The following is a 14,559-nucleotide window of genomic DNA, read 5'->3' on the forward strand; positions in this document are numbered from 1 at the left end:
GTTCACGGCGAGCTTGCATGGCACACTTTCGGCCAACTGACATCGGAAAGCAGCCAGTTGGTCACGGCTCGTCAACGATATCTTGTCGTGTCCACCGCCCGAGGCCGCGCGTCCGTTTATCCGTCGGCGAAATAGCCGGAAAGCGCTGGGAACCGCCTCCACCGGCCCGACGAGTCGGCCGGAATCAGCCCCTCGGGGCCGACCGGTTCCTCAGCTCATCTGGCGCCGCACCAGCTCGTGCAGCCGGCCCCCCGTGTCCGCCAACAGCTGTGCGGGCGGGCCCTGTTGGACGACGCGGCCCTCCGACATCACGATCACCCGGTCGGCGTCCATGACGGTGGAGAGGCGGTGGGCGATCACGACGCGGGTGGCGTTCAGGGCGCGGGTGCTGTCGATGACCGTGCGCTGCGTCTCGTTGTCCAGGGCGCTGGTCGCCTCGTCGAAGAAGAGGACGCGGGGGCGGCGGATCAGCGCCTGGGCGATCATCAGGCGCTGGCGCTGGCCGCCGGAGACCGCTCCCCCGCCGGAGATCATCGTGTGCAGGCCCATCGGCATGCGCTTGATGTCCTCGGCGAGGCCCGCCATCGCGGCGGCCTCCCACGCCTCCTCCTGCGTGAACGACTCGGCGCCGCAGATGCAGTCCAGGATCGAGCCGGTGAGCGGCTGCGCGTTCTGCAGGACGACACCGCACTGGCGGCGCACCGCCGACTGGTCCAGGGCCGACAGGTCCTGGCCGTCGTAGAGGACGCTGCCCGAGACCGGCTCGTCGAAGCCGATCAGAAGGCGGAGCAGCGTCGACTTGCCGCAGCCACTGGGGCCGACGACCGCCACGAACTCGCCCGGCCGGATGGCCAGCGACACGTCGTCGAGGACCAGCGGGCCGTCGTCGGTGTAGCGGAAGGACAGGGAGCGGGCCTCGATCTCACCCCGCAGCTCGCCCGGCTGGGTGCTTCCCGCGCGCACCTCCGGCGCCTCGTCGAGGACGGGCTTGATCTGTTCGAACATCGGGAGCACCGCGGCCGCCGAGATGAGCGCTCCGGTCAGCTGGGTGACGGAGGTCAGGAGCATGGTCACGGCGGTGGAGAAGGTGAGGAACTCGCCGGCGGTCAGGCTGCCCCGGGCCGGGCCCGCGAGCAGGACGAACATGACGAGCGTGCAGAGCGGCAGATAGACGGAGTTGAGGACGGTGGTGAGGTTCTTGATGCGGCCGGCCCGCTGCTGCAGCTCCCTGCTGCGCGCGAACTCCCCCGCCCAGGCCGCGTACGCGAAGCTCTCCGCCCCGGCCACCCGGAGCTTGGGCAGCCCTCGCAGGGTCTGGAACGCCTGGTTGTTGAGCTTGTTGCCGAGCTCCACGAGCCGTCGCTGCCAGCGCAGTTCCCACAGCCCGAGGGAGAGGAACACGGCGGCGATGACGGCCAGCATGCCGAGCGCGGCCAGCGCCAGCGGGACGCTGTAGACCATCAGCAGGACCAGGTTCATCGCGCCCACCGAACCGGCCTGCAGCGCCACCGGGCCGATCCCCGAGAGGACCCGGCGGATGGCGCTGACCCCCATGGCCGCGCTCGCCAGCTCACCGGTCGAACGGGACGCGAAGAAGCGGGTGGGAAGCCGCAGCAGGCGGTCCCAGACGGCGGGTTGCAGGGCGCTCTCCATGCGGCCCTCCATCCGCAGCACGGTGAGGTTCTGCAGCAGCATGAACGCCGCCGAGACGATGCTGGTGATCATGACGGCCAGGGAGACCTGGACGATGAGGCTCTTCTCGGCGTTCGGCACGAACACCCCAAGGACCTGCCCCGTCGCGATCGGCACCAGGGCGCCGATCGCGACGGTCACCAGACCGGCGAGCACGAGGTTGCGCACGTCGCCGCCGGTGCCCCGCAGGCTGAAGCGGAACAACCGCCACGGCGTCAACGGCCGGTCGGGCAGCGGCCGGTAGAACATGACGGCCTGCGGTTCGAACTCGTCGGCGTTGGAGGCGTCGACGCGGGTGCGCCGCCCGGACGTGGGGTGCACCGACTCGTAACCGCCGCGCCGCCACAGCAGCGCGACCGGCGCGCCGCTCGCGGCACGGTGCCCGACCAGCGGGCCCGCGTTCTCGCGCCACCACCGGCCGTCGAGCCGGATGGCGCGGCTGCGGACCCGTGAGGCCACCGCCACCTGCTCCACCGGATCGATCCGCTCGCTCACCGCGCCGCCCTCCGACGGTCCGGCCAGGGTGATGCCCGCCGCCTCGGCGACCAGCCGGCACGCGGCGTACGTCGCGTCGTGTCCCGCGGCCTCCGCGCGCCGCGCACCGCGCCTGCCGGAGCGGCCGATGGAGGCGATCAGGGTCCGGTCGGCCTGCTCGCGGACGCTCTCGCCCGCCTTGATGCCGGCCGCCGTACGGTCCTCGTGGGCCCGCTCCAGGCGTTCGATCCAGCGGTCGAGGGTGGCGAGCAGCCGGTACTGCTGGTTGACCATCCGCTGCCACATGGCCGCGTCGACGAGCAGGTCGCCGGTGGCCTCCGCGCTGTAGGCGGACCCGTACTGCACGCTGCCCGGCGCCACCGGCATCCAGAGGATGTCGTCGTCGGCCACCACCTCGTCGCCCACGGTGCGGCCGTCCAGCGGCGCCTCGAACAGGACTCGGTGGCCGCGGCCGATGCCGAGCGCGAAGGCGTGCTCCAGGATGCTGAGGGCGGCGTCCTGGGTGTCGTACCCGGTGGGGTGCTGCTGCTCGTAGGACCAGGTGTCGCCGTAGTCGGGGCGGTACAGCTCGCGCAGCGGGACGCGGCGCAGCACACAGCCCTGTAGAGGGCGGCCGACGAGGGTGTGCTGCGGGCCCTCGACCGGGCCGAGGAGCAGCGTGCCGGGTTCCAGGCGGCCGAGGTAGTGCCAGTGGCCCTGCTGCACGGCGTCGACGGCGAACAGGTCGAGGGCCCCGGCCACCACGAGCCACAGCACCTGCGGGCCCTCCAGGTGCACGCTGCGCAGGCCCGCGCAGTCCACCGGTGTGCCGAGAGCGCCGAACGCGGCGGCGACCGTGTCGGCCGTGTCTGCGGAGTACCCGTGGCTCTGCGGTACCGAGGTCACCTCAGTGCTCCTTGACCAGGTCGGCGTAGGGCCCGCCGGCGGCGACGAGGTGCTCGTGGCGTCCCCGCTCCACGACCTGGCCGTGGTCCAGGACGACGATCTCGTCGCTGTCGCGCACGGTGCTCAGACGGTGGGCGATGACGACGCAGGCGCAGCCGCGGCGGCGCAGGTTGTCGATGATGACCTGCTCGGTCTCGGCGTCCAGGGCGCTGGTGACCTCGTCGAGGACGAGGATGCTCGGGCGGCGGACCAGGGCGCGGGCGATCTCCAGGCGCTGGCGCTGGCCGCCGGAGAAGTTCTGCCCGTCCTGCTCGACGCGGCCGTGGATGCCGCCGGGCCTGCGGGCCACCACCTCGTACAGGCAGGCGTCCTTGAGGGCGGCCACCACGGCGTCGTCGGTGATCGAGGGGTCCCAGAGGGCGACGTTGTCGCGGACGGTGCCCTCGAAGAGGAAGACGTCCTGGTCCACGAAGGAGACGGAGGCGGCGAGCGCGCCGCGCGGGATGTCCTCCAGGCGCTGCCCGTCGATGCGGATCGTGCCCTCCCAGGGGCTGTAGAGCCCCGAGATCAGCCGGGAGACGGTCGACTTGCCGCTGCCCGAGCCACCGACGAGCGCCACCTGCTGTCCCGGCCCGACCGACAGCGAGAAGCCGGTCAGGAGCGGCTTGTCGAGGGGGCTGTAGCCGAAGGTGATGTCCTCCAGGGTGACGTGACCCTTGAGGCGGCGGGTGCTCGCGGCCGGTTCGGGGCGGGAGTACAGCGTGTCGACGGGGAAGTTCTCGACGTCCTTGAGGCGGGCGACGTCGGCGGCGAAGTCCTGGATGCGTCCGGCGACGCCGTTGAGGCGGGTGATCGGTGCGGTGAACCGGGTCACCAGTGCCTGGAAGGCGACGAGCAGACCGATGGAGAGGTGGCCCTCAACGGCGCGCAGGCCGCCGATCCACAGGATCAGGGCGCTGTTCAGAGTGGCCAGGGTCGGCGCGACCACGCCGAGCCAGGCGCTCGGCACACCGAGGCGCTGCTGCTCCTCCAGGGTGGTGGCGTGCTGGCCGGCCCAGCGCCGGAAGTAGCCGTTCTCGCCGCCGGTGGCCTTCATGGTCTCGATCAACTGCAGGCCGGTGTACGAGGTGTTGGTGAGCTTGGCGCTGTCGGCGCGCAGCTTCTGGGTGCCGGTGGCGCGCAGTCGGATGACGACGCGCATCGCGACGATGTTCAGCAGGGCGATGCCGACGCCGACGAGGGTGAGCTGCGGATCGTACGTCCACAGCAGCGCCGCGTAGAGCAGCACGACGACGCCGTCGACGCCGGCGGCCGTCAGGTCGCGGGCCAGGGTCTCGGCGACGGCGTCGTTGGAGGCGAGACGCTGCACCAGGTCGGCGGGGCTGCGCTGGGCGTAGAACGTGACGGGCAGGCGCAGCAGATGGCGCAGGAAGCGGGCGCTGCCGAGGGTGGAGGAGATGATGCGGCCGCGCAGCAGGTTCGCCTGTTGCAGCCAGGTCAGCACCACGGTGAGCGCCACCATCGCACCCATCGACGTGAACAGGGCGCCGAGGAGCGAGGTCTGATGGCCGACCAGGAACAGGTCGATGTACGTCCGGCTCAGCGCGGGCAGCGCCGCGCCGACGGCGACGAGCAGCAGGCTGGCCAGGAGCGCGGCGAGCATCGTGCCGGTGGTGCCGCGCAGCCGGGCCGGTAGGGCCTTCATGACGCCGGGCCTGCGGCCGCCGGGGCGGAAGTCCTCGCCCGGTTCGAGGACCAGGACGACACCGGTGAAGCTGGTGTCGAAGTCCTCGGCGGGCACGAAGCGGCGGCCCTTGTCCGGGTCGTTGATGTACACGCCGCGGCGGCCGAGGCGGCGCCCCGAACCGTCGTACACGACGTAGTGGTTGAACTCCCAGAACAGGATCGCGGGCGCCTTGACCTCGGCGAGCGCGGCGGGCTCCATCTGCATGCCCTTGGCCGTGAGGCCGTAACTCCGGGCCGCCTTCAGGACGTTGCTGGCCCGTGAGCCGTCGCGGGAGACGCCGCAGGCGATGCGCAGCTCCTCCAGCGGGACGTGGCGTCCGTGGTGGGCGAGGACCATGGCGAGGGCGGCGGCGCCGCACTCCACGGCCTCCATCTGCAGGACGGTGGGGGTGCGGACGGTGCCGGGGCGTCCGCCCTTGGCGGCGGGGCGGGGCGGCGGCTTGCGGCGGCCGCGCCGCTGGGGTTCGGGGCGGTGCCTGCGGCGGCCGCCGGGGGGCGGCAGTTGCTGCTGGTGGGCCGGGGAGGGGTGCGGTGCGCTCACGGGAGCAGCCAATCGATCGGGTGCTGCTCGGCGAGGTGCAGGGCGCCGTCGGCCGGCGTCATGGAGTCGGGTGTGAAGGGCGGTCCGCCGGCGGTGGACCAGGCGTAACCGGACTTGTTCGCCGCGGACTTCTCCAGTCGTACGAGCACGGCCACGGGTGGCCCGTCCTTCGTGAACCGCCCGGCCAGGTCCTTGTCGCCGAGGAAGCCGGTGATCTTCTGCCGGGTCTGCGCGGCCCGGCCGACGGCCTTCACGCGTCCGCGCAGCGTGCCGAACTCCTGGCTGGGCACGGACTGGACGGTGAGGTCGACCTGAGCGCCGACGGGGATGCCGGCCGCGCTGTCGGCGGGTACGTAGAGCATGGCGAGGAGGGGGTCGTCGGCGCCCGCCACGCGCTCCAGGGTCGCGACGTCGGCGCCGGTGGTGACCACGGTCCCGATCCTGGCGACGAGTGCGGTCACCCGGCCCGCGGCGATGGCGCGCACGACCTTGTCGCCGCGCTCGGTACGGACCTTGAGGACGGGGGCGCCCGCGGACAGGCGCTTGCCCTCCTCGGCGAGGACGGCTGTCACCTGTCCGGTGACGGGGCTCTGCAGGACGTAACTGCCCTGGCCGTGGGTGAGGATGCCGGGCGCCCGGAGCGTCGAGGCGACCGATCCGGTCACCGCCCAGACGCCCGCGGCGGCCATGACCACGAGGGTGACGGCGAGGGCGAGCAGGCCCTGGGGGCGGGCGTAGCGCACCGGCAGGTCGAGTTCCTCGGGCGACTGCAGCTTGGACAGGGCCTGTTGGCGGAACTGCACGGAACGCTTCCCTTACTGTGCCTGGGGCAACTGCGCCTGAGGCGACTGTGCCTGGGCGTCCGTGAGCCCCGGAACCTGAGGTTCCGGGGCTCACGCATCATGGCGTCTCGGTGAGCGGGAGGCTCAGAGACCGGCGGTCAGGCCGGAGGCCAGGCCGGTGACGGCGCCGGTGTTGAGGCCGGTGACACCCTCGACCGTGCCGACGACGCCGCCGACGACGCCCGAGACGGGGGCGATGGAGTCGACGGTGCTGGTGACGTTGCTCGTGACGCCGGCGACGAGGCCACCGGAGACGTTGTCGAGGTCAGCGTCGGAAATCTCGAGGGTCTCGACCTGGGGGGTGTGGTTCATGGTGTGAGCTGCCCTTCTCATGAATGTTGCAAAGGTGTTTCCAACTCCGCGGAACTCGGGGGGCGAATTCCGCGTCGGCCAGGATCAAAGCACGTTCGCAGCTCGTACATCCAATCGACGGCACGTCGCCCGGTCACGGTTGCGGCGTTGAATCACCGCTGCGTGCAGGCGATTTCACCGCGTGGCGGCAGCTCCTTCACAAGATTCACAGAAGGAAATCAAGGAAGCGGAGCGACTCCCTCCAACAAATCGGACACTCCACCGCCAAAGAGCCCACCCGATGGTTCGTGCATCGAAATTCCGGGGCCTCGCGGGCGGAATTCCGTGACTGCGGTGCACATTCGATGTGCAGGTTCATTGAAGGCGTGCTCAATCGTGACCGAAGGGGACAGGCAGGGACACGCCGTATTCCGCCGAGACGACTTTCGGGCCCTGCACGCCCCTTGGCTCGGCACCGCCCGTGCCCAACACTGAGCCGATGACGCAGCGCGTGGAACTCGCCGCCGTGATGGACCGGTTGGCCATCGATGCCCTCATCACCGAGTACGCGGTGACCGTCGACGACGGCGACTGGGACGCCTACCGGCGGCTCTTCGCCCCCGGAGGCAACGCCGACTACCGCTCCGCGGGCGGCATCGAGGGAGGGGCCGAGGAGATTTCCGCGTGGCTGGCGGAGACGATGCGGATGTTCCCCATGCGCCAGCACCTGATCACCAACCGCAGGCTGGAGTTCGGCACGCTGGAGCAGGACACCGGCGACACGGCACGGGTCCAGGCCGACTACGTGAACCCCATGCGGTTCGCCGAACGCCCCGGCGCGGCCCCTGCCTCCGCCTCCGCCTCGGGGGAGCCGTCCACGGCACCGGACTTCGTCTGCGGCGGCCGCTACGCCTTCACGGTCCTGCGTACGCACACGGGCTGGCGGCTGCGCCGGGTGGTCGTCACGGAGAAGTGGCGCCGGCTGGCCGGTGAGCAGCGACGCCGGGAGCCGGCCTCCGGCGCGTGACTCCCCCTCACCCCGGCGGCCGCTCCCGCTCCCACCCACTGTCCTAGATCGTCCGGGGCGCGCACACTGGAGGCACGGCCGGCCTGGAGGCACGACCGGTTTCGGGGACCGAGGGAGCGCTGCATGGATCTGTACGGCGACGACCGCTGGGAGCGGCACGGGCGGCGCGCCGCGCGGCTGCTCGCGTCGGGCCGGTGGCGCGGTGTCGTCGCCGTGGCGGCCGGCGCGCTGCCCGCCCTGGCCTTCCCCGCACCGTCGTTGTGGTGGTTCGGGTATGTGGCGCTGGTGCCCTGGATGCTGCTTGCCGCGTCGGCCCCGACCGGCCGGATCGCCGCCCGCGACGGCTGGCTCGGCGGCCTCGGCTTCATGGTGGCCGTGCACCACTGGCTGCTGCCGAGCCTGCACGTGTTCACGGTCGTCATAGCCGCGCTCCTCGGCCTGTTGTGGGCGCCCTGGGGGTGGCTCGTACGACGGTTCATCGGCGGAGCGCCGACGTCCAGGCGGCGGGCCGCCGCCGCGCTCGTGGTGCTGCCGTCGGCCTGGCTGATGGTCGAGTTGGTCAGGTCCTGGCAGGGGCTCGGCGGGCCGTGGGGTCTGCTCGGGTCCAGCCAGTGGCAGGTGGCGCCCGCGCTGCGGCTCGCATCGGTGGGCGGGGTGTGGCTGGTCAGCGCGGCGGTCGTAATCGTGAACACCGGGGTCGCGCTGCTGGTCGTCGCCGTGCGCGCCGCGACGTCCCGGACGGCGCTGCGCACACCGACATCACTCCTGACCGTCTCCGCGTCGCCGTGGCTCGCGGGGCACCGTTCCGCCCCTGCCCGCTCGCGCTCGGCCGTGCCGGGCCCGCGTCCGGCCACCCGGCCCGTGACCGGACCGGCCGGGGCCCGCGGCTTCTCGTCCCTCTCCCCCGGTGGGACCGCAGCCGCGGCCGCCGTCCCCGCCGTCGCGGGCATCCTCGCCGTGGCGGCCGCCGCCACGGCCGCCTGGGCGTGGGCGCCGCGCCCCGAGGCCGCAGGCCGCACCCGGATCGCCGTCGTACAGCCCGGCGTCATCGACGGGGTCAAGGGCCCCGAGCGGCGGCTGGCCCGTGAGGAGGAGCTGACCCGCACGCTGGCGGGCCGGGACCTCGACCTCGTCGTCTGGGGCGAGAGCAGCGTCGGCTTCGACCTGGCCGACCGGCCGGACGTGGCGCGCCGGATCGCCGCGCTCTCCCGGGAGGTCGGCGCGGACATCCTGGTGAACGTCGACGCGCGCCGCTCCGACCGGCCCGGCATATACAAGAGTTCCGTCCTGGTGGGACCGGACGGGCCGACCGGCGACCGCTACGACAAGATGCGGCTCGTGCCCTTCGGCGAGTACATACCGGCGCGCTCCCTGCTCGGCTGGGCGACGTCGGTCGGCAAGGCGGCGGGCGAGGACCGCAGGCGCGGCGACCGGCGCGTGGTGATGGACGTCGGACGCGATCTGCGGATCGGCCCGCTGGTCTGCTTCGAGTCGGCGTTCCCCGACATGAGCCGCCGCCTCACCCGCGACGGCGCCCAGGTGCTCCTCGCCCAGTCGGCCACCTCGTCCTTCCAGCACAGCTGGGCGCCCCCGCAGCACGCCTCGCTCGCGGCCGTACGGGCCGCCGAGTCGGGACGCCCGATGGTGCACGCCACGCTCACCGGGGTCTCCGCCGTCTACGGCCCGGACGGCTCCCGGGTCGGCTCGTGGCTCGGCACGTCGGCGAGCGCCGCGGCGGTGTACGACGTACCGCTGGCCACCGGCACCACGGCGTACGTCAGATGGGGCGACTGGCCGGTGCACGGGGCGCTCCTGGTCCTCGTGGCGCTGTGCGCGGTCGAGGGGGCGCGGGCGCTCAGGCGGCCTGCTCCTGGGCTGCTCGGACCACCCGTTCGCACAGTTCATGGGTCGCCAGTGCGTCCCGGGCGCTGAGCACCTCGCCGGCGCGCACCGCGTCGAGGAAGGCCAGGACGACCTGCTCGATGCCGCGCTGACGGGCCACCGGCACCCAGTCGCCGCGCCGCCGCACGCTGGGCTGGCCCTTGTGGTCGACGACGTCGGCGAGGTTGCACACCTGCCGCTTGGTGTCCTGGCCGGAGACCTCCAGGATCTCCTCGGCCGAGCCGCTGAGCCGGTTCATCATGCCGACCGCGGTGAACCCGTCGCCCGCGAGCTGCAGCACCACGTGTTCCATGAGGCCGTCGACGACGCGGGCGCGCACGCCGACGTGGTCGACCGGTCCCGGCGCGAGGAAGCGCAGCGTGTCGACGACGTGGATGAAGTCGTCAAGGACCAGGGTGCGCGGGTCCTCGGGCAGGCCGACGCGGTTCTTCTGCAGGAGGATCAGCTCGCGCGGGTGCTCGGCGCACTGGGCGACGGCGGGCGCGTGGCGCCGGTTGAAGCCGACGGCCAGGCTGACGCCGCGCTCTTCCGCGAGGTCCACGAGCCGCTCGGAGTCGGCGAGTTCGTACGCGAGGGGCTTGTCGACGTAGGTCGGGACGCCCGCCTCCAGGAGCCGGGTGACGATCTCCGGGTGCACGGTGGTCGGCGCGTGCACGAAGGCGGCGTCGAGGCCCTCGGCGAGCAGCGCGTCCAGGTCGGTGTGGCAGCAGGAGTCCGGGATGTGGTGGGTGGCCGCGACCCGGGCGAGGGTGGCCGGCGTGCGCGTCTGCAAGTGCAGCTCGACGCCGGGCTGCGTGGTGAGCACGGGGAGGTACGCCTTCCGCGCGATGTCGCCGAGTCCGATGCAGCCGACCTTCAGGGCCCGCTTGCCGCTGGTATCCACCGGTTTGACCTCGTCATTCGTTTTTTGCGCGGAGCTATGGTCTTCTCACGCAACTCTGCCATGTGCGGTGCGGGCCGTGCCGCGCGGGCCGAGCGTCGACGGGAAGCGGGCGGATCGTCGGCCCGCGCGCGTCCTTCCCCGGTCCTCCCGGCGCTCCCGTGACCCGGCGCCCTCCAGTTCCGCGTTCCAGTTCCGCGTTCCAGGCACCTGATGTTCTCCCTGTTCAGAGGCCGTTCCCGCGTTCCAGCGTCCCCAAGTCACCGACTTTCCTGGCCGTGGGGACGGCTCAGCCCACAAGCTCGATCCGTGCCCACCGGGGACCTCTCCGCGCCCCACGGCGACATGCACCACCGCATGGGGCGAGCCGGATGAGCCCGGCCTCGGGCACGGCTCGGCAGCAACGACATTGGAGTTCGCAGATGCTTCGCAAGCGCTCACGTCTGATCGCCGCACCGGTCGCGGCGGTCGCCCTGACCCTGACGGTCGCCGGCTACCAGGCCAGCGCGGCCGGATCAGCAGACTCGAACGGCGCCGGATCCGCCGCAGCGTCGGCCCGTGCGACCGGCCCGTGTCTGACCGACGCCACGACGCTGGTCGGCGACCTCGACGGCGACGGCAACCCGGACAGGATCGCGAACCCCGGGCACACCGGCACCAAGATGACCGTCCAGTGGGGCACCGCGAGCGGCACCTTCGGCGCCAAGCAGTCCGTCGGCAAGCTGCTCGGCGCCAAGCGGGGCGAGGTCGCCACCGCCGCCGTCGCCGACTTCCGGCACGACGGCACCCTGGACATGGTCGTCGACGTCGTCGAGCCGTCCGGCGTGGACGACCCCAACACCGCGCGCGTCGCCGACTTCCGCCCCGGCCCGCTCAAGCGCGCCGATCTCGGCTCGGCCCACGCCCGCCACCTGGACATCGGCGACGCCCGCGAGGTCAAGGAGCTGCGGATCGCCGACTACGACGGCGACGCCTACCCCGACCTCGCGCTCCTCGGCAACGCCGGTGACGGCGTGTGGGAGCGCGGCGTACGCCTGGCCGCGCAGGGCGACGGCCCCGGGAGCTACGACCAGGACGCCCAGCAGAAGTACGGCGAGACGGGCACCCCGGCCGAGCCGCCGGCCATGCCCGCCGACGGCTGGAAGCACTTCTTCTCGTCCTGCTCCTGACCGCGTCGCCGTACGAACCGCGTCGCCGCGCGAACCGCGAGGCCGTCCGCACCCAAGACAGGTTCTCAGGACCACCTGACCGCCGGGCGCCGCCCACCCCCGTTACAGGGCGGCGCCCGGCTCACAGAAGTAAGGAAGATCCCTTGCCCAGCTCGTCTCCGGCCGTCCTGACCGCCCCCGTCTCCGCGACGGCCGCTCTCCCCGCGCCCGTCGCACCGCCCGTACCGAGGACGAACCGGGTGCGGGTCTCCGTCAGCGCCCCCGATCCGATCAGCCGCGAGGGTGTCCTCAGCCAGCTTCGCCGGCACCCGGAGGTCGAACTGTGCGAGGACTCGGGTCCCGCCACGGTCGCCCTGATCATCGAGGACCAGCTCGACGACGCCGCGCTCACCCGGCTGCGCCGCACCGTGCGCAGCGAGGGGGCCCGGGCCGTCCTCATCGCGGGTTCGGTCCGCGAGCACGAACTCCTTGACGTCATCGAGTGCGGGGTCGGCGCCATCGTCTGGCGCCGCGAAGCCACCGCCCAGCGTCTGGTGCACGCCGTGCTCACCGCGGCGAAGGGTGGCGGCGAGCTGCCCGCCGACCTGCTGGGCCAGCTCATCGGCCAGGTGCGGCGCCTGCACCGGGGCGGCAACGAGCAGCCGGGGTTCTTCCTGAGCTTCACCAAGCGCGAGGTGGACGTCGTCCGGCTGGTCGCCGAGGGGTTCGACACCTCGGAGATCGCGACGAAGCTCTCGTACTCCGAACGCACCGTCAAGAACGTGATGCACGGCCTCACCACCCGCCTTCACCTGCGCAACCGGGCGCACGTCGTGGCGTACGCGCTGCGCGAGGGCTACATCTGAGATGCCCGGTTCCGCAGCCCTCCGTCCGCACGCCTTCCTGTGGTTCCTGCTCTCCGCGCTGACGACGGGGGCCGGACCGTGAGCGTCTCGTTCCTCGACGAGGACCACTTCGACCCCTTCCCCGCGGCCGGTCGGCCGCGGGGCGCCGGCGTTCCCGGGCAGAGCCCCCTCGCGCCCGGCCCAGGGCACGTCCGCCGGATCCTGCCCTCGGTGGACTGGCACGACCTGGTCCTGCCCGCCGCGCCCCTCGCCCGGCTGCACGACCTCACCCTGCGGGCCCGCCTCGGCGCCCGCGGGGTCCTCGGGCTGTTCGCGGGCGGGCCCGGCACCGGCAAGACCCTGTCCGCCGAGGTGATCGCCGCGGACCTCGGCGTGGAGCTCCACGTGGTGCGGCCGCAGAGCCGTCACACGGACCTCGAAGGGATCCTCGCGGAGGCCGGGCGCACAGATGCGGTGCTCCTCTTCCATGACGTCGCCTTCCTGCCGCGCCTGGCGTCGTTCGACGGCGTCGCGCTGCTGTCCACGCCGAGCCGCGCGGCCCTGGGTGACGGCGCCGTCCGCCGCATCGGCCAGGTGATCGACTTCCCCTTCCCGGAGGTGGAGCAGCGCCTCGCGCTGTGGCGGCACGGCCTCGCCCACGTACCGCACGCCGAAGACCTCGATGTCGGCCTGCTCGCCCGGGAGTTCGAGCTGGCCGGCGGCGCGATCCGTCGCGCGGTGGCCACCGCCGTGTACCGCGCGGCCGGCCGCAACGAGCCGGTCGGCGCGGACGATCTGCTGGCGGGCGCCCGCCGCGAGGACGACCGCGCGTACGACAGAACCGGCCGCCGCCCGGCGAGGCGCGCCGTCAGACGGTGAGCCGCACCGCCTCCAGCGGCAGGTTCAACTCCATGGGCGACCCGTGGTACTTGAACTGCCCGGGGTCGGTGCACACCTCCCCCAGCCACTGCTTGTCCTGTACGTACGTGTCGCTGCACACGGCACCGTCGAAGACCTTGTAGGTGAACCCCTCCAGGGCGGGGTCGGCCTCTTCGGTGCTGCCGAAGTACATGTCCTTGCCGTCGTCCGCGTTCGACCACGGGATCTCCTCGCGCCAGCCCTCCCCCACGAAGGCGCCGGTGCCGGTGACGCCCTGGGTGTTGGTCACCGCGATGTCGAGGGACTTGATGGGCGTGCCCTGACCGGCCTCGCCCGCCTCCTCCCCGTCGCAGACGGGTTCCTGCCAGCTGTCTCCGACGTAGGCGCGATAGCAGATGTGACGGTCCTCGCTGCCCTCGGAGACCTCGCGCACGGCGTCGGCGGCGGTCCTCTCCTCGGGCTGCTTCTCCTCGCCGCCGCCTCCACCGTCGCCGTTCGCGTCGCCGCCGCCGTCCCCATCCGACTCCGCGGGCGGCTCCTCCGACTTCTCGGGGGCGGGCGGCGCCTTCTCCTTGGGCGGGGGCGGGCTGTCCGGCTTGAGCTTTCCGCCCTGTTCCAGCTTCTCCTGTGCCTGGGTGCGCATCTGCGGCCGGTTCGTCATCCAGATCGCCACGAACGCGATCGTCAGGGCGAGGAGCACGCTGACGACGGCGGTCAGCCACCCCGGCAGCACCCCCCGCTGGACGAACGTGCCGTCCACGGGGAGCGGTTCGGTGCCCGAGCGCCGCACGGCCACCGAGTAGGGGTGCTCCTGCTTGGAGCCGAACCAGGTGATCTGCCGGGGCCGCAGCGTCGCCTTCACGAACGCGGCCCGGCCCGGCTCGATCTGGACGTTGCCCGGCTGCAGGTCGTACGAGATCCGGTCGCCGGTGTCGCTGCCGCTGAGCGACGCGGTCACCTGAGTGTTGCCGAGGTTGTCCACGGCCAGCTGCGGCCGCCCGCGGAACCAGCCCTTCACCGTCGGCGGCACCATCTCGGCGCGCACCTCGGTGAAGGGGGTGACGGTGACGTTCCCCTCCGCCACGACGACGGCGCTGCGGTGCTCCGCCGGCGTGATCCGTATCGCGTACGGATGGGGGCCCGCGACCGCGTCCGGCGTACGCGGCGGCGCGAACGTCACCTCCACCGCACCGGTGGTCCCCGGATAGAGCCGCAACAGGGGCGGCTCCACTCTGGCCCAGGGGGCGAGATCCCCGACCGGTTCGAAGCGGTACTCGTCGACGATGTCACCGGTGTTGCGCACCCGCAGCTGCACGGTGGTGCTGCTGCCGGGGTCGACGGTCGAGGAGGCGGGTTCCAGGGAGGTCCAAAGGCTCACGCCTCGAC

General features: G+C 72.6%; 10 protein-coding genes and 1 pseudogene. 5 read left to right on the forward strand and 6 right to left on the reverse strand.

Features of this window, described 5'->3' with window-relative positions:
• Positions 1–210 precede the first annotated feature (210 nt).
• From ACFYO9_RS37825 to ACFYO9_RS37840, 4 genes are all read right to left on the reverse strand, one after another.
• Entirely contained in the window at positions 211–3,072 is a 2,862-nt protein-coding gene (locus ACFYO9_RS37825; RefSeq protein ID WP_358777177.1) for an NHLP bacteriocin export ABC transporter permease/ATPase subunit, read from the reverse strand.
• A gap of 1 nt (position 3,073) precedes the next feature.
• Positions 3,074–5,359: an NHLP family bacteriocin export ABC transporter peptidase/permease/ATPase subunit gene (locus ACFYO9_RS37830; RefSeq protein WP_358777178.1), complete on the reverse strand. Its 2,286-nt coding sequence runs from the start codon at positions 5,357–5,359 to the stop codon at positions 3,074–3,076.
• Positions 5,356–6,162: an HlyD family efflux transporter periplasmic adaptor subunit gene (locus ACFYO9_RS37835; protein WP_358777179.1), complete on the reverse strand. Its 807-nt coding sequence runs from the start codon at positions 6,160–6,162 to the stop codon at positions 5,356–5,358. Before ACFYO9_RS37835 ends, ACFYO9_RS37830 begins: the two co-directional genes overlap by 4 nt.
• Positions 6,163–6,285: 123 nt before the next feature.
• A complete protein-coding gene (locus tag ACFYO9_RS37840) occupies positions 6,286–6,513 on the reverse strand; it encodes a type A2 lantipeptide (protein ID WP_355814937.1) in 228 nt (75 codons plus the stop codon).
• Between the two features lie 478 nt (positions 6,514–6,991).
• On the opposite strand from ACFYO9_RS37840, the gene ACFYO9_RS37845 reads away from it, so the two are divergent.
• Both ACFYO9_RS37845 and lnt read left to right on the forward strand, forming a co-directional pair.
• On the forward strand, positions 6,992–7,519 hold the full coding sequence (locus ACFYO9_RS37845; RefSeq protein WP_358777180.1) for a nuclear transport factor 2 family protein: 528 nt from the start codon (positions 6,992–6,994) through the stop codon (positions 7,517–7,519).
• Positions 7,520–7,642: 123 nt separating this feature from the next.
• Entirely contained in the window at positions 7,643–9,451 is a 1,809-nt protein-coding gene (gene lnt, locus ACFYO9_RS37850; protein WP_358777181.1) for an apolipoprotein N-acyltransferase, read from the forward strand.
• Here lnt and ACFYO9_RS37855 read toward each other — a convergent pair.
• Positions 9,375–10,280: a Gfo/Idh/MocA family oxidoreductase gene (locus tag ACFYO9_RS37855; RefSeq protein WP_358777209.1), complete on the reverse strand. Its 906-nt coding sequence runs from the start codon at positions 10,278–10,280 to the stop codon at positions 9,375–9,377. The two genes, lnt and ACFYO9_RS37855, sit on opposite strands and share 77 nt — an antisense overlap.
• A 443-nt stretch (positions 10,281–10,723) precedes the next feature.
• Here ACFYO9_RS37855 and ACFYO9_RS37860 point away from each other — a divergent pair, with 443 nt between their 5' ends.
• The 3 genes and pseudogenes from ACFYO9_RS37860 to ACFYO9_RS37870 form a co-directional block, all read left to right on the forward strand.
• Positions 10,724–11,470, forward strand: a complete 747-nt coding sequence (locus ACFYO9_RS37860) for a VCBS repeat-containing protein (protein ID WP_358777182.1) — start codon at positions 10,724–10,726, stop codon at positions 11,468–11,470.
• Positions 11,471–11,709: 239 nt separating this feature from the next.
• Positions 11,710–12,315 (forward strand): response regulator transcription factor, encoded by a 606-nt coding sequence (locus ACFYO9_RS37865; protein ID WP_358777210.1) that lies wholly within the window; start codon positions 11,710–11,712, stop codon positions 12,313–12,315.
• Positions 12,316–12,501: 186 nt separating this feature from the next.
• Positions 12,502–13,173, forward strand: a pseudogene (locus ACFYO9_RS37870) (ATP-binding protein); the annotation flags it as partial.
• Here ACFYO9_RS37870 and ACFYO9_RS37875 read toward each other — a convergent pair.
• On the reverse strand, positions 13,163–14,551 hold the full coding sequence (locus ACFYO9_RS37875) for a hydrolase (RefSeq protein ID WP_358777183.1): 1,389 nt from the start codon (positions 14,549–14,551) through the stop codon (positions 13,163–13,165). The pseudogene ACFYO9_RS37870 and the gene ACFYO9_RS37875 sit on opposite strands and share 11 nt — an antisense overlap.
• Positions 14,552–14,559 lie beyond the last annotated feature (8 nt).

The organism is Streptomyces sp. NPDC005863 (assembly GCF_042871345.1).
Lineage (GTDB): Bacteria > Actinomycetota > Actinomycetes > Streptomycetales > Streptomycetaceae > Streptomyces.

Coding starts and splice junctions, on each gene's coding strand:
- lnt (WP_358777181.1), top strand. CDS start 7,643: ATGGATCTGTACGGCGACGACCGCTGGGAGCGGCACGGGCGGCGCGCC.
- ACFYO9_RS37860 (WP_358777182.1), top strand. CDS start 10,724: ATGCTTCGCAAGCGCTCACGTCTGATCGCCGCACCGGTCGCGGCGGTC.
- ACFYO9_RS37840 (WP_355814937.1), bottom strand. CDS start 6,513: ATGAACCACACCCCCCAGGTCGAGACCCTCGAGATTTCCGACGCTGAC.
- ACFYO9_RS37845 (WP_358777180.1), top strand. CDS start 6,992: ATGACGCAGCGCGTGGAACTCGCCGCCGTGATGGACCGGTTGGCCATC.